Genomic DNA, 19,864 nt, shown 5'->3' with positions numbered 1-19,864 from the left:
CGCCCCGGGCGCGTTTTCATTTAGAGTTTTACAAGCATCCCTGCGAGGAGGCGCTACATGGGCGCAACCAACCGGTTAGCCTGCTATTCCGACCCTGCTGACCATTATTCTCATCGGGTACGCCTCGTGCTCGCCGAGAAGGGGGTCAGCGTGCAGGTCATCGACGTCGACCCTGCGCGTTTGCCGGCCAAGCTGGCCGAAGTGAACCCGTATGGCAGTGTGCCGACCCTGGTCGACCGTGACCTGGCGTTGTATGAATCGACCGTGGTGATGGAATACCTCGAGGAGCGTTACCCGCATCCGCCGCTGATGCCGGTGTACCCGGTGGCCCGTGGCAACAGCCGCCTGTTGATGCACCGTATCCAGCGTGACTGGTGCGCGCTGGCCGATACCATTCTCGACCCGCGCAGCAAGGATGCCGCCCGCGCCGAGGCGCGCAAGGCGCTGCGCGAGAGCCTGACCGGTGTTTCGCCGCTGTTTGGCGAGTTCGCTTGCTTCATGAGCGAGGAGCAAAGCCTGGTCGACTGTTGTCTACTGCCCATACTATGGCGTTTGCCGGTACTGGGTATCGAATTGCCGCGGCAAGCCAAGCCGCTGCTGGATTACATGGAGCGGCAGTTTGCCCGCGAGCCTTTCCTGGCGAGCCTGTCCTCCGTTGAACGTGAAATGCGCAAGCTTTAAGGAGCCGTTGATGAACTCCAGTCGCCCCTATCTGGTTCGAGCACTGTACGAGTGGATCGTCGACAACGATTGCACGCCCCATATGCTGGTCAATGCTGAATACCCGGCTGTCCAGGTGCCACAAGGTTTTGCCAGTGATGGCCAGATCGTTCTGAATATTTCGCCAAGCGCCGTGCGCAACCTGCACATGGACAACGACGCGGTCAGCTTCGAGGGGCGCTTCAGTGGCGTTGCCCATTCGCTGTTCGTGCCGGCCGGCGCCATTCTGGGCATCTATGCCCGTGAGAATGGCCAGGGCATGGTCTTTGAGCTGGAGCCGCCGTTGATGGAGGACGAGGAGCTTGAAGACGAAGCGGTCGAGCCCGATGACGATGGCTCGCCGGAAGGCGGTGGCCAGCCGCCACGCCCAAGCGGGCGGCCGAGCCTGAAGGTGGTCAAGTAACGAAAAAGGCGATCCAGTTGGATCGCCTTTTTTGTGCGCCGCTCCCCACGCGATGCGCTCCTCGTAGGAGCGAGCGCAGCTCGCGATGAGGCCAGCCCAGGCTAGTCGATATACTCGAACAGCTTGACGATCTTCTGCACCCCGGAAACGCCCTGCACCACGGCAGTAGCAGAGTTAGCCTCCGGCTGGGTCACCAGGCCCAACAGGTAAACGATGCCGTTCTCGGTAATCACCTTGATGCGCGAGCTGGGCACGGCATTGTCGGTGAGCATCTGGGTCTTGATCTTGGTGGTCAGCCAGGCGTCGTTGTTGCGTGCGAGGATGGAGGAGGGCTGCATCACCTGCAGCTCGTTATGCACCTTCTTCACCCGCTGTACCTGGCCAGCGGTTTGTTCGGCCAGGCTCTTGAGGTCGGCGCGCGGGGTTTGCCCGGCGAGCAGGACAATGCCGTTGTAGCTGCTGACGACGATGTGCGAACCCTGGTCCAGGTCGGGGCTGGCCTTGGCAATGTTCACCGAAGCCTTGGTTTCGATCAGCGAGTCGTCGATCTTGCTGCCAATGGTGCGCGTGCCGCGATCGTCCTCGATCGGCGAATTGCGAGTCGAGGTCAGCACCGAGCTGCAACCGGTGACGCTCAGGCACAGGGTCAGGGCCATCAGGCCGAGGCGGATGGGGGTCATTCTTCACTCCCGAACAGTTGGCTGTCGATCAGATCGCACAGGCAGTGGATCGCCAGCAGGTGGACTTCCTGGATACGAGCGGTGACCGTCGACGGCACGCGGATCTCCACGTCCTCGGGCAGCAGCAGCGACGCCATGCCGCCGCCGTCGCGACCAGTCAATGCTACGACAATCATTTCACGATCATGTGCGGCCTGGATCGCTTGAATCACGTTGGCCGAGTTGCCGCTGGTGGAAATCGCCAGCAGCACGTCGCCGGGCTGGCCCAGGGCGCGAATCTGCTTGGAGAAGATTTCGTTATAGCTGTAGTCGTTGGCAATCGAGGTCAGCGTCGAGCTGTCGGTGGTCAGGGCGATCGCCGGCAGGCTTGGGCGCTCGCGCTCGAAGCGGTTGAGCAGCTCGGAGGAAAAGTGCTGCGCATCGCCGGCCGAGCCGCCGTTGCCGCAGGCGAGCATCTTGCCCTCGTTGAGCAGTGCATTGACCATGACCAGGCTGGCCTGCTCGATGTGCGGTGCCAAAATGTCCATTGCCTGCTGCTTGGTGTCGATGCTGGCCTGGAACAGCCGGCGAATTCGGGATTGCATGTCCATCTGGTGACCTTAAGTGGGGCGGTGGCCGGCGCTACGCGCAACAACGACCAGCCCGCGATACATAGAGCAAAAAAATCGGAATGGGTTCAGCATTCGAAGGCGTTTTTCAGCCATTGAAGCGGTCGGCCTGCGTGCTGGCTTCCCTGCAGGGCGACAACGTCGAAGCGGCAGGGGTAACTGGCCCAGCGGGCCTCTTTCTGCAGGAACAGGGTGGCGGCAAGCACCAGCCGTTTCTGTTTGCGCCCGTCGATACTGCCGAGGGCGCCGCCGAAGCCCGCGTGCAGCCGGTAGCGGACTTCGACGAATACTACTGTATCGGCATCGAGCATGACCAGATCAAGCTCGCCGCCTTTGCATCGCCAATTGCGCGCCAGCAGCTGCAAACCTTGCCCCTGAAGGTAGTCGAGGGCTTGGCTTTCTGCAGCCTGGCCGGCGCGGGTTGGCGATGCCTCGGGCATCAGTGGGCGGTGTCCGGCAGGCGCTTGACCTGGCCACCTTCGAACTGGGCCCACGGCAGCTGACGCTCGACGCGCTGGCTGGCGTTGATGCTCAGGCTGCCCGACAGGCCTTGTACGCGGTTGTCCGGCAGGGCCTTCAGCTGGCCCAGGCGCGGCGCCAGGCTGTAGGCGTCGACGCCCATGGCGTACAGGCGGCCAAGGCTGCCGGCGGCCTGTGGCCACTGCTGCACCACCTGCTGGCGCAGGCTGTTGCTGGTGTCGAGCAGCCAGGGCGTTTCGCAGAAGCGGATGCCGTTCATGTCGTTGTACTGGTTCACGTCACCGCTGGCGCTGTACAGGTTCGAGGTGGCGTATACCGGCACGTCACCGGCGTACTGGAAGTTCAGGGTTGGCTTGATCTGCTGCGCCTGCTGCGGGGTGGAGGCGAGGAAGATGAAGTCGATGTCCTGGCGGCGCGACGGCTGCGCGGCGATGTTGCCGCCCACGGTGCTTTGCAGGCTTTGCGCACGGCCTTCGCTCTGGCGCAGCTGGAACAGGTTGGCGATCTGCTGGGCCAGGGCCACTGGCTGGGCGATGCGCTCGGCGGCAATGATGGTGCCGCCGTTGCCTTCCCAGTCCTGGCGGAAGGCGGCCAGCACGCGGTCGCCCCACTCACCGCTCGGAACCAGGGCCACGGCGCGGACCATGCCGTCGGCGCGGGCGCGGCGGGCCACTTCGCGGGCTTCGTCCTCGGCGGCGAGGCCGAACTGGAACAGTTGCGGCGGGGCTTTCTGCCCGGCGTCGGCGTAGTTCAGCGCAAGGGTGGTGATGGGCAGCTGGGCGTTGCCGGCCAGTTGCTTGACCAGGGGTTTTTCCAGCGGGCCGACCACCAGTTGCACGCCATCGGCCTGGGCCTGGCGGTAGAAGGCATCCAGCGAGCCGATGCGCGAGCTGTCATACACCTGCACCGCCGGTGCTGGCTGGCCACCTTGCTGAGCCTGGAAGTGGGCGGCCATGAAGCCGTCGCGCAGGGCGCGGGCAACGTTGGCCAGCGGGCCTTCCTGGGGCAGCAGCAGGGCGATCTTGGTCAGCGGCTGGCTGGCCAGCTCCTTGAGCTTGGTCAGGGCTTGCGGCAGTTGCTGCGCGGCCGGGTGGTCGGGGTGCTGTTTGCGCCAGGCGTCGATGGCAGCCTGCTGCTGCTCAAGGGTGCCGGCGCTTTTCACCGCCAGGGCCAGGCTGGTCCAGCCGGCCAGGGTCTGGTCGTTGGCCGGTTGCTGCAGTTGCTCGGCCGGCAACGAAGCGACCAGGGCCCAGATCGCGTCATTGTTGGCGCTGGCCGCCTGGCCGCTGAGCAGCGGGGCCAGCAGCACGCGCTGCTGGGCTGCCGGCAGGGCCTGGCCATCGGCCTCGAAGGCGGCAGCGTGCACGCTGTAGGTACGCACCTGCTGCTCGGCCGGCAGTTCGCCGACATGGGCCAGGTTGGGGTTGGCCAGGGCCGCAAGGGCCGCCTTGGGCTGGTTGCGGCTCATCGCAAGCTCAGCGCCCAGGGTGGCGGCGAAGATCTGCTGGGCCGGCTTGAGCGTGTCCATCGGCACCTGTTCAAGGATGCGTGCGGCGCGTGGGAAGTCCTTCTGCTTGTAGGCCAGGTCGGCAGCGCTCAGGCGCAGCAGCGCGGCATCTTCCGCGGACTTGCTGGAGGCGGCCTTCTCGAGCAGTTGCTCGATGCTGGCGTCCGGGGTGCGTGGCAGTTCGCCCAGGCTGGATGAGGGCGAGCTGGCGCAAGCTGCCAGCAGGGCAGCGAGGCAGAGGGCTGTGAGCAGCCGCAGGCAAGCGATCATGTAAAGGTCCTGTTACTCGATCAAGTTGGCCGACGATTGTACCCAAGCGGCAGCCCGGGCGCGATGTTGCTGATGGTCGAACCTTCACTATAGGTGCCCGGCCGGGGGCTGCCGATGAAGTTCTTTGCGCCCTGTTACCGGTGCTCGGGCTACAATGGCGCCTTTGATCCGAAAGACAGGTGCGTGCAGTGACTGATGTGGCAGGGGCTTCGAAATCCACCGTGGGGACGCTTTATGTGGTCGCGACCCCCATCGGCAACCTCGACGACATGAGCGCCAGGGCGCTGAAGGTGCTGGCCGACGTCGCCCTGATCGCGGCCGAGGACACCCGGCACTCGATCCGCCTGCTGCAGCACTTCGGCATCGATACGCCGCTGGCCGCCTGCCATGAGCACAACGAGCGCGACGAGGGTGGCCGCTTCATCACCAAGCTGCTGGCCGGTGAAGACGTGGCGCTGGTGTCCGATGCCGGCACGCCGCTGATCTCCGACCCCGGCTACCACCTGGTGCGCCAGGCCCGCGCCGCCGGCGTCAGCGTGGTGCCGGTGCCGGGTGCCTGTGCGCTGATCGCCGCACTGTCGGCAGCGGGCCTGCCCTCGGACCGTTTCATCTTCGAAGGCTTCCTGCCGGCCAAGGCTGCCGGCCGTCGGGCGCGCCTGGAGCAGGTAAAGGAAGAGCCGCGCACGCTGATTTTCTATGAGGCCCCGCACCGCATCCTCGAATGCCTGGAAGACATGGAGCTGGTGTTCGGCGCCGAGCGCCCGGCGCTGCTGGCCCGCGAGCTGACGAAAACCTTCGAGACGCTCAAGGGCCTGCCGCTGGGTGAACTGCGCGCCTTCGTGGCTGGTGACAGCAACCAGCAGCGCGGTGAGTGCGTGGTACTGGTAGGGGGCTGGAGCGCGCCGGAAGGCGAGGATGCGATCAGCGCCGAGGCGCAGCGAGTGCTCGACCTGTTGTTGGCCGAGTTGCCGCTCAAGCGCGCGGCTGCCCTGGCGGCGGAAATTACCGGTGTGCGCAAGAATCTTTTGTATCAGGTGGCCCTGGAAAAACAGAAATCCCAGTAGTGGCCAATTGATATAGTTTGCGGTATCGCTTGTTCTTGCGCGCGCGTGCCGTTAACCTTGTCGGCGGAGAGTCGATCGGACAGTCGCTGCCTGCGTTTGTTCCGCAACTTTTTGTTGCGAAACAGCAGGGGGAGGAAAGTCCGGGCTCCATAGGGCAGAGTGCCAGGTAACGCCTGGGAGGCGCGAGCCTACGGAAAGTGCCACAGAAAATAACCGCCTAAGCACTTCGGTGCCGGTAAGGGTGAAAAGGTGCGGTAAGAGCGCACCGCACGGCTGGCAACAGTTCGTGGCTAGGTAAACCCCACTCGGAGCAAGACCAAATAGGGTTCCATCAGGCGTGGCCCGCGTCGGAACCGGGTAGGTTGCTAGAGGCGTCCAGTGATGGCCGTCGTAGAGGAATGACTGTCCTCGACAAAACCCGGCTTACAGATCGACTCTCCACTTCTTCCCCTCCTGCTTGAATCGATAGCAGATGCCTCTTGGTAATACCAAAAAAATCTTACTCTTAATAAATCACTTTAACTTCGAACGGCATCCGTTTGAGGCGGTTTGATTTTTCTCATGTTTTTTCCCGTCAGGTACTCCTTCCGCATTCCTTTGTTGCGCTAAATCGCGGTCACGTAAGGGTTTTCCTTATGAACGTGCCTTGACGGTGCAGCGGGCGGATTCCTATAGTGTGCGCAAGTGGCAGAAAGTGGGACGAAGTGGGTTTTCTGCGACAAAAAAGCTAACATTGTGGGGGATCGCTACCGTGTTTCGCGGAGCCAACGCCGTCAGCCTCGACGCCAAGGGCCGTCTCGCCATGCCGAGCCGGTACCGTGACGAGCTCGATTCGCGTTGCAATGGTCAGCTGATCGTGACCATTGACGCCGTAGACCCCTGCTTGTGTGTTTATCCCCTCGATGAGTGGGAACAGATTGAAGCCAAGTTGCGTGCCTTGCCGTCGTTGCGTGAGGAAAACCGCCGCCTTCAGCGCCTGCTGATCGGTAACGCGGTTGACCTGGAGCTCGATGGCAGTGGGCGTTTCCTGGTGCCGCCCCGCCTGCGTGAGTACGCCAAGCTGGACAAGAAGGCGATGCTGGTGGGGCAACTGAACAAATTCCAGCTGTGGGACGAGGATGCCTGGAACGCGGTTTCGGCAGCCGACCTTGCAGCTATCCAACAACCGGGCGCCATGCCCGACGATTTGCGTGACCTGATCCTGTGACCATAGATAGCGGCTTCAACCACATCACCGTCCTGCTCGACGAAGCTGTCGAGGCATTGGCCCTGCGCGCCGACGGTTGCTATCTGGACGGCACCTTCGGACGTGGCGGCCATAGCCGCCTTATTCTCAGCAAGCTCGGCCCCCAGGGGCGGCTGCTGGGCTTCGACAAAGATCCTCAGGCGATTGCCACAGGGCAAGCGCTGGCGGCCGAAGACGGCCGCTTTGTCATTGTGCAGCGCAGCTTTGCCGAGCTGGGCGCGGAAGTGGCCGAGCGCGGCCTGCATGGCAAGGTCAGCGGCATCCTGCTTGACCTGGGCGTGTCTTCGCCGCAACTGGACGACCCCGAGCGCGGCTTCAGCTTCCTCAACGACGGCCCGCTGGACATGCGCATGAACCCCAACCAGGGCATCAGCGCTGCCGAGTTCATTGCCACCGCGCCCGTCGAAGAAATTGCCCGTGTGTTCAAGGAATACGGCGAGGAGCGCTTTGCCGGGCGCATGGCACGTGCCGTGGTCGAGCGCCGCGAGCAGCAGCCGTTCACCCGTACTGCCGACCTTGCCGAAGTGCTCAAGGTTGCCAACCCAGCCTGGGAAAAGGGCAAGAACCCGGCAACCCGTGCCTTCCAGGGCCTGCGTATCCACGTCAACAACGAGCTGGGCGACCTTGAGGCCGGCCTTGAAGCGGCGCTCGATGCCCTGGAAGTCGGCGGCCGCCTGGCGGTCATCAGCTTCCACTCGCTGGAAGACCGCATCGTCAAGCTGTTCATGCGCAAGCTGGTCAAGGGCGAGGCCGATAACCTGCCGCGCAACCTGCCGGTGCAGCACAAGGCGTTCGAGCCGAAGGTCAAGCTCATCGGCAAGGCCCAGTTCGCCTCCGACGCCGAACTCAAGGCCAACCCGCGGTCGCGCAGCGCCGTGATGCGGGTGGCGGAGAAGCTTCGGTGAGCCGGCTCTTTGCCAAGCCCCTGCCTGGCGGGAGCTTCCTCATGCTTTTGCTGTTCGTTGGCGTGCTGGTTTCGGCCATCGCGGTGTCCTACAGCGCGCACTGGAACCGCCAACTGCTCAATACCCTGTACGGTGAATTGAACGAGCGAGACAAGGCCCAGGCCGAATGGGGCCGGTTGATCCTCGAACAAAGCACCTGGACCGCCTCCAGCCGCATCGAGAACCTGGCTTCCGAGCAGCTGAAGATGCGCGTGCCTGCCGCTGACGAAGTGCGGATGGTGGCGCCATGATGAAGCTCGAAGGCGCACTCTATCCCTGGCGCTTCCGGGTGGTGATCGGCCTGCTGGCACTGATGGTCGGTGCCATCTGCTGGCGCATCATCGACCTGCAGGTGGTCGACCGCGACTTCCTCAAGGGCCAGGGCGACGCCCGTAGCCTGCGGCATATCCCGATTCCGGCGCACCGCGGGTTGATTACCGACCGCAACGGCGAGCCGCTGGCCGTGAGTACCCCGGTCACCACCCTGTGGGCCAACCCCAAGGAAATGCAGGCCGCCAAGGACCGCTGGCCACAGCTGGCGGCAGCCCTGGGCCAGAACGCCCAGCAACTGACTGAGCGCCTGACCCAGCTGGCCAACAAGGAATTCATCTACCTGGTCCGCGGCCTGACCCCGGAGCAGGGCCAGCACGTGCTCGACCTCAAGGTGCCGGGTGTGTACGGCCTGGAAGAGTTCCGCCGCTTCTACCCAGCCGGTGACGTGACCGCGCACATGGTCGGCTTCACCGACCTCGACGATCACGGCCGTGAAGGCGTGGAGCTGGCCTATGACGAATGGCTCGCCGGGGTGCCCGGCAAGCGGCAAGTGATCAAGGACCGGCGTGGCCGGCTGATCAAGGACATCCAGGTCACCAAGAACGCCAAGGCCGGCAAGACCTTGGCGTTGTCGATCGACCTGCGCCTGCAATACCTGGCCACCCGCGAACTGCGCAACGCCATTGCCGAGCAGGACGCCAAGGCCGGTAGCCTGGTGATCATGGACGTGAAAACCGGCGAAGTGCTGGCCATGGTCAACCAGCCGACCTACAACCCCAACAACCGCCGCAGCATGTTCCCGGCGGCCATGCGCAACCGGGCGATCATCGACGTGTTCGAGCCAGGCTCCACGGTCAAGCCGATCTCCATGAGCGCGGCGCTGCAGAGCGGCCGCTGGAAGCCGACCGACAAGGTCGAGGTGTACCCGGGCAGCCTGCAGATCGGCCGTTACACCATCAAGGACGTGTCCAAGAGCGAGGGCCCGATCCTCGACCTGACCGGCATCCTGATCAACTCCAGTAACGTGGGCATGAGCAAGATCGCCTTCGATATCGGCGGCGAGGCCATCTACCGGGTGATGTCCCAGGTTGGCCTGGGCCAGTACACCGGCCTTGGCTTCCCCGGCGAGCGTGTTGGCAACCTGCCCAACCACCGCGAGTGGCGCAAGGCCGAAACCGCCACCCTGTCCTACGGCTATGGCGTGTCGGTGACCGCCTTGCAGTTGGTACATGCCTACGCGGCGCTGGCCAACGACGGCAAGATGGTGCCGCTGTCGATCCTCAAGGTCGACAAGGCGCCAGAAGCGGTGCAGGCCATTCCGAAGGAAACCGCCGAAACCATCCAGGGCATGCTGCAGCAGGTGATCGAAGCACCGCGCGGTGTGTTCCGTGCCCAGGTGCCGTTCTATCACGTGGCCGGCAAGTCTGGTACTGCGCGCAAGGCCACCGTCGGCTCCAAGGGCTACACCGAAAACGCCTACCGTTCGCTGTTCGCCGGCTTCGGCCCGATGAGCGACCCACGCTACGCCATCGTCGTGGTGATCGACGAACCGGGCAAGGGCGGCTACTTCGGTGGCCTGGTTTCGGCACCGGTATTCAGCAAGGTCATGTCCGGCACCCTGCGCCTGATGAACGTGCCGCCAGATAACCTGCCGCCACCAACCGACCCGCAGCAGGCCAGTGCAGTACCCGCCAAGGGAGGGCGTGGATGATGACGATGCCATTGAGCAAACTGTTCGCCAACGCCAGCCAGGATCCACTGATCCGCGAACTGACCCTGGACAGCCGTCAGGTGCGTCAGGGCGATCTGTTCCTGGCCGTGCCCGGCGCCAAGGTCGATGGCCGCGAGCACATCGCCGATGCCCTGGCCCGTGGTGCCGCCGCCGTGGCCTACGAAGAGCACGGCGCCAACGTGCTGCCGCTGACCGACGTGCCGCTGATTCCGGTGAAAGGCCTGATCGGCCAGCTGTCGCAGATCGCCGGCCGCTTCTATGGCGAGCCGAGCCGCCAGCTGCACCTGGTCGGTGTCACCGGCACCAACGGCAAAACCAGCGTGACCCAGCTGGTGGCCCAGGCGCTCGATGCGCTGGGCCTGCGTTGCGGCCTGATCGGCACCCTTGGCACGGGCTTCTATGGTGAGCTGCAGAGCGGCCGCCTGACCACGCCCGACCCCATCGCCGTGCAGTCCACCCTGAACGACCTGAAGAAGGGCGGCGCCAAGGCCGTGGCCATGGAAGTGTCTTCCCATGCCCTGGAGCAGGGCCGGGTGGCCGCGCTGGAATTCGACATCGCGGTGATGACCAACCTGTCGCGCGACCACCTGGACTACCACGGCAGCATGGAGGCCTACGAGGCCGCCAAGGCCAAGCTGTTCGCCTGGCCGAGCCTGCGCTGCCAGGTGGTCAATCTGGACGATGGGTTCGGTCGTCGCCTGGCCGAGGATTTTGCCCGCCGCCCGGTTGCCGACCATATCGAAACTCGGCTGCTCAGCTATAGCCTGGAAAACCCGGACGCTGCGCTGTTCTGCCGTGAAGCCCACTTCGATGACGATGGCGTGCGCGCCATCCTCGTCACCGCCCAGGGTGAGCGTACCCTGCGCAGCCAGCTGCTTGGGCGCTTCAACCTGAGCAACATGCTGGCTGCCGTGGCCACCTTGCTGGCGCTGGACTACCCGCTGGACGAAATTCTCAAGGTCACGCCGAAACTGCAGGGCCCTGTGGGGCGCATGCAGCGCCTGGGCGGCGGTGACAAGCCGTTGGTGGTGGTCGACTACGCCCACACTCCTGATGCCCTGGAGAAAGTGCTCGAAGCCCTGCGCCCGCACGCCCATGGCCGGCTGTTGTGCCTGTTCGGCTGTGGCGGTGACCGCGACCGCGGCAAGCGTCCGCTGATGGCCGAAGTGGCCGAGCGCCTGGCCGACCGCGTGCTGGTCACTGACGACAACCCGCGCAGCGAAGACCCGCTGCGTATCTTCGACGACATTCGCCCTGGTTTCGCCAAGCCCGCCGACGTCGAGTTCGTCGCCGGCCGTGGCGAGGCCATCGCCCACCTGATCGCCACTGCTGCTGCCAGCGACGTGATCGTCCTGGCCGGCAAGGGGCATGAGGATTACCAGGAAATTCATGGCGAGCGCCATGCCTTCTCCGACCTGATCGAAGCCGACAAGGCACTTGCAGCCTGGGAGGCTCCACATGCTTAAGCCCATGATACTCAGCCAGCTGACCGAGGCACTGAACGCGCGCCTGGTCGGTGCCGACGCAAGCTTCACCGGCGTCAGCATCGACAGCCGCACGGTCGGCGCCGGGCAGCTGTTCGTTGCCCTGGCCGGCCCGCGCTTCGATGGCCACGACTACCTTGCCGACGTGCAGGCCAAGGGCGCCGTCGCTGCCCTGGTCGAGCGCGAGGTTGCAGGGGTCGACCTGCCGCAGCTGCTGGTTGCCGACTGCCGCATCGCCCTTGGCCAGCTGGGCGCCCTGAACCGCGCCGGCTTCGACAAGCCCGTGGTGGCCATCACCGGCTCCAGCGGCAAGACCACGGTCAAGGAGATGCTGGCCAGTATCCTGCGTACCCGTGGCCTGGTGCATGCCACCCGCGGCAACCTCAACAACGACCTCGGCGCGCCGCTGACCCTGCTGGAAATCGCCCCGGAGCACAGCGCCGCGGTGATCGAGCTGGGCGCCTCGCGCATTGGCGAAATCCGCTACACCGTCGGCCTCACCCGGCCGCAGGTGGTCATCATCAACAACGCTGGCACCGCCCACGTGGGTGAGTTCGGCGGCCCGGAGAAGATTGTCGAGGCCAAGGGCGAAATCCTCGAAGGCCTGGGCGAGGGCGGTATCGCCATCCTCAACCTGGACGACAAGGCATTCGCCACCTGGCAGGCCCGCGCCGGTGCGCACACGGTGGTCAGCTTCGCCCGCTGCGACGCCCGCGCCGACTTCCACGCCAGCCACATCGACCGTGATGCCCGCGGCTGCCCGTCGTTCACCCTGCATGGCGCCGGTGAGTCGGTGGCCGTGCAGCTCAACGTTCTCGGCGAGCACAACGTCAGCAACGCCCTGGCCGCCGCCGCCGCCGCCCATGCCGTTGGTCTGAGCCTCAACGGCATCGCTGCCGGGCTCAATGCCGTGCAACCGGTCAAGGGCCGCACTGTGGCGCAAATCGCCGCGAACGGCGTGCGCGTGATTGATGACAGTTACAATGCAAATCCCACCTCGATGTGCGCGGCCATTGATATACTCCGCGGCTTTTCCGGGCGCACCGTTCTGGTGCTGGGGGATATCGGCGAACTGGGCCAGTGGGCGGAAGAAGGTCACCGTCAGGTGGGCGAGTACGCGCGCGGCAAGGTCGATGCCCTGTATGCAGTGGGTTCCAACATGATTCATGCGGTATCGGCGTTCGGCGCCGATGGCCGTCATTTCGCCACCCAAGCTGAGCTGATCGACGCCGTTCGTGCCGAGACAGCCAGTGACACCACCATTTTGATCAAAGGCTCGCGCAGTGCTGCGATGGAAAACGTCGTGGCCGCTCTGTGCGGTGCCAGCGGGGAGAAACATTAATGCTGCTGCTGTTGGCTGAGTATCTGCAACAGTTCCACAAGGGCTTCGCGGTCTTCCAGTACCTGTCCCTGCGCGGGATTCTTGGCGTACTGACCGCGTTGTCGCTGGCGCTGTGGCTGGGCCCGTGGATGATCCGTACCCTGCAGATCCGCCAGATCGGTCAGGCCGTTCGTAACGACGGCCCGCAATCGCACCTGTCCAAGTCCGGCACCCCGACCATGGGCGGTGCCTTGATCCTGTCCGCCATCGGCATCAGCACCCTGCTGTGGGCCGACCTGTCCAACCGCTATGTATGGACCGTGCTGATCGTGACCCTGCTGTTCGGGGCCATCGGCTGGGTCGACGACTACCGCAAGGTAATCGAGAAGAATTCCCGTGGCCTGCCGAGCCGCTGGAAGTACTTCTGGCAATCGGTGTTCGGCCTGGGTGCCGCGGTGTTCCTGTACATGAGTGCGCCCACCAGCGTCGAAACCACGCTGATCGTGCCGTTCCTCAAGGACGTTACCATTCCGCTGGGTATCGGTTTCGTGGTGCTGACCTACTTCGTCATCGTCGGCTCCAGCAACGCGGTCAACCTCACCGACGGCCTCGACGGCCTGGCGATCATGCCCACGGTGATGGTCGGCGGTGCCCTGGGCATCTTCTGCTACCTGTCGGGCAACGTGAAGTTCGCCGACTACCTGCTGATTCCGTACGTACCCGGTTCCGGCGAGCTGATCGTGTTCTGTGGCGCGCTGATCGGCGCAGGCCTGGGCTTCCTGTGGTTCAACACTTACCCGGCCCAGGTGTTCATGGGCGACGTCGGTGCCCTGGCACTGGGCGCGGCGCTGGGCACCATCGCGGTGATCGTGCGCCAGGAAATCGTGCTGTTCATCATGGGTGGCATCTTCGTGATGGAAACCCTGTCGGTGGTGATCCAGGTGGCCTCGTTCAAGCTCACCGGCAAGCGCGTGTTCCGCATGGCGCCGATTCACCACCACTTTGAACTCAAGGGCTGGCCCGAGCCGCGCGTGATCGTCCGCTTCTGGATCATCACCGTGATTCTGGTGCTGATCGGCCTGGCAACCCTGAAACTGAGGTAGATGAGCGTGTCTTTGATCGCTTCCGACCAATTCCGCATCGTTGTCGGCCTCGGCAAGAGCGGCATGTCCCTGGTTCGCTTCCTGGCGAACCGGGGCATTGCCTTTGCGGTCGCCGACACCCGTGAGCAACCGCCGGAACTGGAAACCCTGCGCCGTGATTACCCGCAGGTGGAAGTGCGCTGTGGTGAACTGGACGTGGACTTCCTGTGCCGCGCCAGCACGCTGTATGTCAGCCCGGGCCTGGCCCTGGCCACGCCTGCCTTGCAGCAGGCAGCGGCACGTGGCGTGCAACTGTCTGGTGACATCGAGCTGTTCGCCCGCTACGCCAAGGCGCCGATCGTGGCGATCAGCGGCTCCAACGCCAAGAGCACCGTCACCACCCTGGTCGGCGACATGGCGGCCAAGGCTGGCAAGCGCGTGGCCGTGGGCGGCAACCTCGGCACCCCGGCGCTCGACCTTTTGAGCGACGAGGTGGAGCTGTACGTGCTGGAGCTGTCGAGCTTCCAGTTGGAAACCACCGACCAGCTCAACGCTGAAGTGGCCACGGTGCTGAACATCAGCGAAGACCACATGGACCGCTACAGCGGCCTGCCGGCCTACCACCTGGCCAAGCACCGGATCTTCCGTGGCGCCCGCCAGGTCGTGGTCAACCGCCAGGACGCCCTCAGCCGGCCGCTGCCGGTGGAAGGCCGCCCGTGCTTCACCTTCGGCCTCAACCAGCCGGACTTCAAGGCCTTCGGCCTGCGTGAAGTCGACGGCGAAAAATACCTGGCATACGAGTTCCAGGCGCTGATGCCGGTGCGCGAACTGAAAGTGCGCGGTGCCCACAACCAGAGCAACGCCCTGGCTGCCCTGGCCCTGGGCCATGCCGCAGGCCTGCCGTTCGCGCCAATGCTCGACGCCCTGCGCGAGTTCGGTGGCCTGGCCCACCGCTGCCAGTGGGTGCGCGAGCGCAACGGGGTGAACTGGTACGACGATTCCAAGGCCACCAATGTCGGGGCTGCCCTGGCCGCCATCGAAGGCCTGGGCGCCGATATCGAAGGCAAGCTGGTGCTGATTGCCGGCGGTGATGGCAAGGGCGCTGATTTCGCCGCCCTGCGCGAGCCGGTTCAGCGCTTCTGCCGCGCCGTGGTGCTGCTTGGCCGTGACGCCGAGCGCCTGGCCCAGGCCCTGGGCGATGGCGTGCCGCAGGTCAGGGTCAAGACCCTGGACGACGCCGTGCAGCAGTGCGCCGAGCTGGCCCGCCCGGGCGATGCGGTGTTGCTGTCGCCGGCCTGCGCCAGCCTCGACATGTTCAAGAACTTCGAAGAGCGTGGGCGCCTGTTCGCCCAGGCGGCGGGAGGGCTGGCATGATCTTCGGCGTCTTCAAGCCTTACCCGTCGCCGCTGATCAGCGGCCGTGGCATCGACCTCGACTTCCCGCTGCTGGCCGGTTGCCTGGCACTGCTGGGCCTTGGCCTGGTGATGATTACCTCGGCGTCCTCGGAAGTGGCCGCCGTGCAGTCCGGCAACCCGCTGTACCACATGTTCCGCCACCTGGTGTACGTGTTCCTCGGCCTGGTCGCCTGCGGTGCGACCATGATGGTGCCGATCGCCACCTGGCAACGCATGGGCTTCATGATGCTGATCGGCGCCTTCGGCCTGCTGGTCATGGTGCTGCTGCCGGGCATTGGCCGTGAGGTGAACGGTTCGATGCGCTGGATCGGGTTCAGCTTCTTCAACGTGCAGCCTTCGGAAATCGCCAAGGTGTTCGTGGTCATCTACCTGGCCGGTTACCTGGTGCGGCGCCAAACCGAAGTGCGTGAAACCTGGATGGGCTTCTTCAAGCCGTTCATCGTGTTGCTGCCGATGGCTGCCTTGCTGCTGATGGAGCCGGACTTCGGCGCCACCGTGGTGATGATGGGCGCCGCCGCGGCGATGCTGTTCCTGGGCGGGGTGGGGTTGTTCCGCTTCAGCTTGATGGTGGTGCTGGCGGTGTTCGCGGTGTTCGTGCTGGTGCAGGCGCAGCCGTACCGGATGGCGCGCCTGATTACCTTCACCGACCCCTGGTCCGACCAGTTCGGCTCCGGCTACCAGCTGACCCAGGCACTGATCGCCTTCGGCCGTGGCGAGTGGCTGGGCGTGGGCCTGGGCAACAGCGTGCAGAAGCAGTTCTACCTGCCGGAGGCGCACACCGACTTCGTGTTCTCGGTACTGGCCGAGGAACTGGGCGTGGTCGGCTCGCTGGTGACCATCGCGCTGTTTGTGTTCGTCACCATTCGTGCCCTGTACATCGGCCTGTGGGCCGAGAAGGCCAAGCAGTTCTTCTCTGCCTACATGGCCTTTGGCCTGGCGTTCCTGTGGATCGGCCAGTTCCTGATCAACATCGGGGTGAACGTCGGCCTGCTGCCGACCAAGGGCCTGACCCTGCCGTTCCTCAGTTACGGCGGTTCATCGCTGGTGATCTGCTGCGCCTGCGTGGGCTTGTTGCTGCGTATCGAGTGGGAAAGCCGCACGCACCTGGGCAGCGAGGAACACGAATTCAATGAAAGCGATTTTGCCGAGGAGACCAGTCATGGCCGCTGACGGCAAGAACGTACTGATCATGGCTGGCGGCACCGGGGGCCATGTGTTCCCGGCCCTGGCCTGCGCCCGTGAGTTCCAGGCGCGCGGCTACACCGTGCACTGGCTGGGCACCCCGCGTGGCATCGAGAACGAACTGGTGCCACAAGCCGGCCTGCCGCTGCACCTGATCCAGGTCACGGGCCTGCGCGGCAAGGGCAAGCTGTCGCTGCTCAAGGCGCCGTTCACCCTGGTCAAGGCCGTGCTGCAGGCGCGGCGCATCGTGCGCCAGCTCAAACCTGTGTGCGTGGTCGGCTTCGGCGGCTATGTGACCGGCCCCGGTGGTGTGGCTGCGCGCCTGTGCGGCGTGCCGCTGGTGATCCATGAGCAGAACGCCCGCGCCGGCACCACCAACCGCCTGTTGCTGCCACTGGCAGCGCGGGTGTGCGAGGCCTTCCCGGCCACCTTCGCCAGCAGTGAAAAGCTGCGTACCACCGGCAACCCGGTGCGCCCTGAACTGTTCATGGACGCCGTGCGCGCCCCCCTGGCCGAGCGCCGTGCGCGGCTGTTGGTCATGGGCGGCAGCCTGGGTGCGGAACCATTGAACAAATTGTTGCCTAAGGCCCTGTCGGAAGTGCCGGCAAGCCTGCGCCCGGAGGTGTTTCACCAGGCCGGGAAGAACCACGGGCCAGTCACCGCCGAGCGCTATCGCGAAGTCGGTGTCGAGGCTCAGGTCGAGCCGTTCATCAAGGACATGGCCCATGCCTATGGCTGGGCCGACATGGTGGTGTGCCGGGCCGGTGCCCTGACCGTCAGCGAGCTGGCGGCAGCGGGCCTGCCCTCGATGCTGGTGCCCTTGCCCCACGCCATCGACGACCACCAGACCCACAACGCCCAATATCTGGCCCGGGAAGGCGCAGCCTTCCTCATGCCACAAGCGACAACTGGCGCAGCGCAGCTCGCTGAACGCCTGAACGAGGTGCTGATGCAACCCGAGAAACTCAACACCATGGCTGGCACCGCACGGCGCCTGGCCAAACCTGCTGCAACCAGCACCGTGGTCGATATCTGCCTGGAGGTGGCCCATGGTTGAAAGCCAGAAAGCCATGCCCCAGCCGAAGATGGGCCGTATCAACCGCATCCACTTCGTCGGTATCGGCGGCGTGGGCATGTGCGGTATCGCCGAAGTGCTGCTGAACCTGGGTTACCAGGTGTCCGGTTCCGACCTCAAGGCCTCGCCGGTTACCGAGCGCCTGGAGTCGTTCGGTGCCGAGATCTTCGTTGGCCACCGTGCCGAGAACGCCGCCAATGCCGACGTGCTGGTGGTGTCCAGCGCCATCAACCCGGCCAACCCGGAAGTCGCCACTGCCCTGGAACGCCGCATTCCCGTGGTGCCGCGCGCCGAAATGCTGGCCGAGCTGATGCGCTATCGCCATGGCGTGGCGGTTGCCGGCACCCACGGCAAGACCACCACCACCAGCCTGCTGGCCTCGGTGTTCGCCGCCGGTGGCCTGGACCCGACCTTCGTCATCGGTGGCCGCCTGACCGCCGCCGGCACCAACGCGCAGCTGGGCACCAGCCGCTACCTGATTGCCGAAGCCGATGAAAGCGACGCCAGCTTCCTGCACCTGCAGCCCATGGTTGCCGTGGTCACCAACATCGACGCCGACCACATGGCCACCTACGAAGGCGACTTCAACAAGCTGAAGAAAACCTTCGTCGAGTTCCTGCACAACCTGCCGTTCTATGGCCTGGCCGTGGTGTGCCTGGACGACCCGGTGGTGCGCGAGATCCTGCCGCAGGTCAAGCGCCCGACCGTTACCTATGGCTTCACCGAAGAGGCCGACATCCGCGCCATCAACGTGCGCCAGCAGGGCATGCAAACCCATTTCACCGTGCTGCGTCGCGACCGCGAGCCGCTTGAAGTGTCGGTGAACATGCCGGGCAACCACAACGTGCTCAACGCCTTGGCCACCATCGCCATTGCCACCGACGAGGGCATCAGCGACGAAGCCATCGTCCAGGGCCTGTCCTGCTTCCAGGGCGTCGGCCGGCGCTTCCAGGTGTACGGCGAGCTGCCGGTCGAGGGTGGCAGCGTGATGCTGGTGGACGACTACGGCCACCACCCGACCGAAGTGGCCGCGGTGATCAAGGCCGTGCGCGGTGGCTGGCCAAGCCGGCGCCTGGTGATCGTCTACCAGCCGCACCGCTATAGCCGTACCCGCGACCTGTACGACGATTTCGTGCAGGTGCTGGGCGATGCCAACGTGCTGCTGCTGATGGAGGTCTACCCGGCCGGTGAAGAGCCAATCCCCGGTGCCGACAGCCGCCAGCTGTGCCACAGCATTCGCCAGCGCGGCAAGTTGGACCCGATCTACATCGAACGTGGCGCCGAGCTTGCGCCACTGGTCAAGCCGCTGCTGCGTGCCGGCGACATCCTGATCTGCCAGGGTGCCGGCGACGTCGGCGGCCTGGCCCCGCAACTGATGAAAAGCCCGCTGTTCGCAGGCGCCAAGCAGGAGAAGTCGAAATGACCAGCGCCTACGCAACCTTGCACTCGACCCTGGACGTCAAGGCGTTCGGCCGCGTCGCCGTGCTGTACGGCGGCAAGAGCGCCGAGCGTGAAGTGTCGCTGAAATCCGGCGCCGCCGTGATCGAGGCGCTGACCAGCGCCGGTGTCGACGTGGTCGCCATCGACGTCGGTGACGACCTGCTGGCGCGCCTGCAGGCAGAGAAAATCGACCGCGCCTTCATCATCCTCCACGGCCGTGGCGGTGAAGACGGCAGCATGCAGGGCCTGCTTGAGTGCCTGGGCATCCCCTACACCGGCAGCGGCATCCTTGCCTCGGCCCTGGCCATGGACAAGCTGCGCACCAAGCAGGTGTGGCAGAGCCTGGGTATTCCAACCCCGCGCCACGCGGTGCTGGCAAGCGCCGAAGATTGTGTTGCAGCCGGCACGGAACTGGGCTTCCCGCTGATCGTCAAACCAGCCCATGAAGGCTCTAGCATCGGCATGGCCAAGGTGAACAGCGAGCAGGAACTGGTCGCTGCCTGGCAAGACGCCGCCAACTACGATTCGCAGGTTCTGGTCGAGCAATGGATTCACGGCCCGGAGTTCACCATCGCGGTACTGCGCGGCCAGGTGCTGCCGCCGATCGCGCTGGGCACCCCGCACGTGTTCTACGACTACGACGCCAAGTACATCGCCAATGACACCCAGTACCGCATCCCATGCGGCCTGGACAGTGCCAAGGAGCAGGAACTGATCGACCTGACCGCGCGCGCCTGCGATGCCATCGGCATCGAAGGCTGGGGCCGGCTGGACGTGATGCAGGACGAGCAGGGCCGGTTCTGGCTGCTCGAAGTCAACACCGCACCGGGCATGACCGACCACAGCCTGGTGCCCATGGCGGCCCGTGCGGCCGGCCTGGACTTCCAGCAACTGGTGCTGGCAATCCTGGCCGACAGCGTCGTGACGCGAGGTTAAGA

Annotated in this window: 19 protein-coding genes and 1 other RNA gene; 16 read left to right on the top strand and 4 right to left on the bottom strand. The window is 64.9% G+C overall.

What is annotated here, in order from left to right; genetic code table 11:
• Positions 1-57: 57 nt before the first annotated feature.
• Positions 58-681, top strand: coding sequence for a glutathione S-transferase N-terminal domain-containing protein (locus tag F3J44_RS06275; RefSeq protein ID WP_167061381.1), 624 nt, complete (start codon positions 58-60; stop codon positions 679-681).
• 10 nt (positions 682-691) lie between these two features.
• Positions 692-1,123 carry a ClpXP protease specificity-enhancing factor gene (locus F3J44_RS06270; protein WP_167271201.1) on the top strand — a complete coding sequence of 144 codons (432 nt, stop codon included), beginning with the start codon at positions 692-694 and terminating at the stop codon, positions 1,121-1,123.
• 101 nt (positions 1,124-1,224) lie between these two features.
• Here the strand turns inward: F3J44_RS06270 and F3J44_RS06265 are convergent, their stop codons facing one another.
• The 4 genes from F3J44_RS06265 to F3J44_RS06250 all read right to left on the bottom strand — a co-directional run bounded on the left by F3J44_RS06265 (position 1,225) and on the right by F3J44_RS06250 (position 4,668).
• Positions 1,225-1,803 (bottom strand): BON domain-containing protein, encoded by a 579-nt coding sequence (locus tag F3J44_RS06265; protein ID WP_167271199.1) that lies wholly within the window; start codon positions 1,801-1,803, stop codon positions 1,225-1,227.
• Positions 1,800-2,393 carry a phosphoheptose isomerase gene (locus F3J44_RS06260; protein WP_008097558.1) on the bottom strand — a complete coding sequence of 198 codons (594 nt, stop codon included), beginning with the start codon at positions 2,391-2,393 and terminating at the stop codon, positions 1,800-1,802. Before F3J44_RS06260 ends, F3J44_RS06265 begins: the two co-directional genes overlap by 4 nt.
• An 86-nt stretch (positions 2,394-2,479) precedes the next feature.
• On the bottom strand, positions 2,480-2,851 hold the full coding sequence (locus tag F3J44_RS06255; protein ID WP_167271197.1) for a YraN family protein: 372 nt from the start codon (positions 2,849-2,851) through the stop codon (positions 2,480-2,482).
• Positions 2,851-4,668 (bottom strand): penicillin-binding protein activator, encoded by a 1,818-nt coding sequence (locus F3J44_RS06250; RefSeq protein WP_167061392.1) that lies wholly within the window; start codon positions 4,666-4,668, stop codon positions 2,851-2,853. The genes F3J44_RS06255 and F3J44_RS06250 overlap by 1 nt, the downstream gene beginning before the upstream one ends.
• Before the next feature lie 197 nt (positions 4,669-4,865).
• Between F3J44_RS06250 and rsmI the strand changes: the two genes are divergently transcribed.
• From rsmI to F3J44_RS06180, 14 genes are all read left to right on the top strand, one after another.
• The gene (gene rsmI / locus F3J44_RS06245; protein ID WP_370526711.1) at positions 4,866-5,732 is read left to right on the top strand and encodes a 16S rRNA (cytidine(1402)-2'-O)-methyltransferase; all 867 of its coding nucleotides are present in this window, start codon (positions 4,866-4,868) and stop codon (positions 5,730-5,732) included.
• Positions 5,733-5,799: 67 nt separating this feature from the next.
• An RNA gene (gene rnpB / locus F3J44_RS06240) (RNase P RNA component class A) lies at positions 5,800-6,174 on the top strand.
• A 309-nt stretch (positions 6,175-6,483) separates the two neighbouring features.
• A complete protein-coding gene (gene mraZ, locus F3J44_RS06235; protein ID WP_011535546.1) occupies positions 6,484-6,939 on the top strand; it encodes a division/cell wall cluster transcriptional repressor MraZ in 456 nt (151 codons plus the stop codon).
• Positions 6,936-7,883, top strand: coding sequence for a 16S rRNA (cytosine(1402)-N(4))-methyltransferase RsmH (gene rsmH / locus F3J44_RS06230; RefSeq protein WP_167271193.1), 948 nt, complete (start codon positions 6,936-6,938; stop codon positions 7,881-7,883). Before mraZ ends, rsmH begins: the two co-directional genes overlap by 4 nt.
• Positions 7,880-8,173: a cell division protein FtsL gene (ftsL, locus tag F3J44_RS06225; RefSeq protein ID WP_054899260.1), complete on the top strand. Its 294-nt coding sequence runs from the start codon at positions 7,880-7,882 to the stop codon at positions 8,171-8,173. Before rsmH ends, ftsL begins: the two co-directional genes overlap by 4 nt.
• Entirely contained in the window at positions 8,170-9,906 is a 1,737-nt protein-coding gene (locus F3J44_RS06220; RefSeq protein ID WP_167271191.1) for a penicillin-binding protein 2, read from the top strand. Before ftsL ends, F3J44_RS06220 begins: the two co-directional genes overlap by 4 nt.
• Before the next feature lie 5 nt (positions 9,907-9,911).
• On the top strand, positions 9,912-11,393 hold the full coding sequence (locus F3J44_RS06215) for a UDP-N-acetylmuramoyl-L-alanyl-D-glutamate--2,6-diaminopimelate ligase (RefSeq protein ID WP_205299714.1): 1,482 nt from the start codon (positions 9,912-9,914) through the stop codon (positions 11,391-11,393).
• On the top strand, positions 11,386-12,753 hold the full coding sequence (gene murF, locus F3J44_RS06210; RefSeq protein ID WP_167271189.1) for a UDP-N-acetylmuramoyl-tripeptide--D-alanyl-D-alanine ligase: 1,368 nt from the start codon (positions 11,386-11,388) through the stop codon (positions 12,751-12,753). The genes F3J44_RS06215 and murF overlap by 8 nt, the downstream gene beginning before the upstream one ends.
• Positions 12,753-13,835: a phospho-N-acetylmuramoyl-pentapeptide-transferase gene (gene mraY, locus F3J44_RS06205; protein WP_167061410.1), complete on the top strand. Its 1,083-nt coding sequence runs from the start codon at positions 12,753-12,755 to the stop codon at positions 13,833-13,835. The genes murF and mraY overlap by 1 nt, the downstream gene beginning before the upstream one ends.
• A gap of 12 nt (positions 13,836-13,847) precedes the next feature.
• On the top strand, positions 13,848-15,188 hold the full coding sequence (gene murD, locus F3J44_RS06200) for a UDP-N-acetylmuramoyl-L-alanine--D-glutamate ligase (RefSeq protein ID WP_255432020.1): 1,341 nt from the start codon (positions 13,848-13,850) through the stop codon (positions 15,186-15,188).
• Complete coding sequence (gene ftsW, locus F3J44_RS06195; protein WP_167061415.1) at positions 15,185-16,399, top strand: putative lipid II flippase FtsW; 1,215 nt, start codon at positions 15,185-15,187, stop codon at positions 16,397-16,399. Before murD ends, ftsW begins: the two co-directional genes overlap by 4 nt.
• Complete coding sequence (murG, locus tag F3J44_RS06190) at positions 16,389-17,468, top strand: undecaprenyldiphospho-muramoylpentapeptide beta-N-acetylglucosaminyltransferase (RefSeq protein ID WP_167271187.1); 1,080 nt, start codon at positions 16,389-16,391, stop codon at positions 17,466-17,468. The genes ftsW and murG overlap by 11 nt, the downstream gene beginning before the upstream one ends.
• Positions 17,461-18,909: a UDP-N-acetylmuramate--L-alanine ligase gene (gene murC, locus F3J44_RS06185; protein ID WP_167061421.1), complete on the top strand. Its 1,449-nt coding sequence runs from the start codon at positions 17,461-17,463 to the stop codon at positions 18,907-18,909. Before murG ends, murC begins: the two co-directional genes overlap by 8 nt.
• Positions 18,906-19,862: a D-alanine--D-alanine ligase gene (locus F3J44_RS06180; protein WP_167271185.1), complete on the top strand. Its 957-nt coding sequence runs from the start codon at positions 18,906-18,908 to the stop codon at positions 19,860-19,862. Before murC ends, F3J44_RS06180 begins: the two co-directional genes overlap by 4 nt.
• Positions 19,863-19,864: the final 2 nt, after the last annotated feature.

The sequence above is a fragment of the Pantoea sp. Tr-811 genome (genome assembly GCF_011752535.1).
In the GTDB taxonomy this organism is placed as follows: Bacteria; Pseudomonadota; Gammaproteobacteria; order Pseudomonadales; family Pseudomonadaceae; genus Aquipseudomonas.
Note: the sequence above shows the minus strand (reverse complement) of the source record. Positions and strands in the feature narration are given on the sequence as shown.

Bases quoted from the DNA above. Each gene is read 5' to 3' on its own strand.
- mraY (WP_167061410.1), top strand. From the start codon at position 12,753: ATGCTGCTGCTGTTGGCTGAGTATCTGCAACAGTTCCACAAGGGCTTC.
- F3J44_RS06260 (WP_008097558.1), bottom strand. From the start codon at position 2,393: ATGGACATGCAATCCCGAATTCGCCGGCTGTTCCAGGCCAGCATCGAC.
- F3J44_RS06255 (WP_167271197.1), bottom strand. From the start codon at position 2,851: ATGCCCGAGGCATCGCCAACCCGCGCCGGCCAGGCTGCAGAAAGCCAA.
- F3J44_RS06270 (WP_167271201.1), top strand. From the start codon at position 692: ATGAACTCCAGTCGCCCCTATCTGGTTCGAGCACTGTACGAGTGGATC.
- F3J44_RS06265 (WP_167271199.1), bottom strand. From the start codon at position 1,803: ATGACCCCCATCCGCCTCGGCCTGATGGCCCTGACCCTGTGCCTGAGC.
- murF (WP_167271189.1), top strand. From the start codon at position 11,386: ATGCTTAAGCCCATGATACTCAGCCAGCTGACCGAGGCACTGAACGCG.
- F3J44_RS06180 (WP_167271185.1), top strand. From the start codon at position 18,906: ATGACCAGCGCCTACGCAACCTTGCACTCGACCCTGGACGTCAAGGCG.
- F3J44_RS06220 (WP_167271191.1), top strand. From the start codon at position 8,170: ATGATGAAGCTCGAAGGCGCACTCTATCCCTGGCGCTTCCGGGTGGTG.
- F3J44_RS06250 (WP_167061392.1), bottom strand. From the start codon at position 4,668: ATGATCGCTTGCCTGCGGCTGCTCACAGCCCTCTGCCTCGCTGCCCTG.
- murG (WP_167271187.1), top strand. From the start codon at position 16,389: ATGGCCGCTGACGGCAAGAACGTACTGATCATGGCTGGCGGCACCGGG.
- ftsW (WP_167061415.1), top strand. From the start codon at position 15,185: ATGATCTTCGGCGTCTTCAAGCCTTACCCGTCGCCGCTGATCAGCGGC.
- F3J44_RS06215 (WP_205299714.1), top strand. From the start codon at position 9,912: ATGCCATTGAGCAAACTGTTCGCCAACGCCAGCCAGGATCCACTGATC.
- F3J44_RS06275 (WP_167061381.1), top strand. From the start codon at position 58: ATGGGCGCAACCAACCGGTTAGCCTGCTATTCCGACCCTGCTGACCAT.
- murC (WP_167061421.1), top strand. From the start codon at position 17,461: ATGGTTGAAAGCCAGAAAGCCATGCCCCAGCCGAAGATGGGCCGTATC.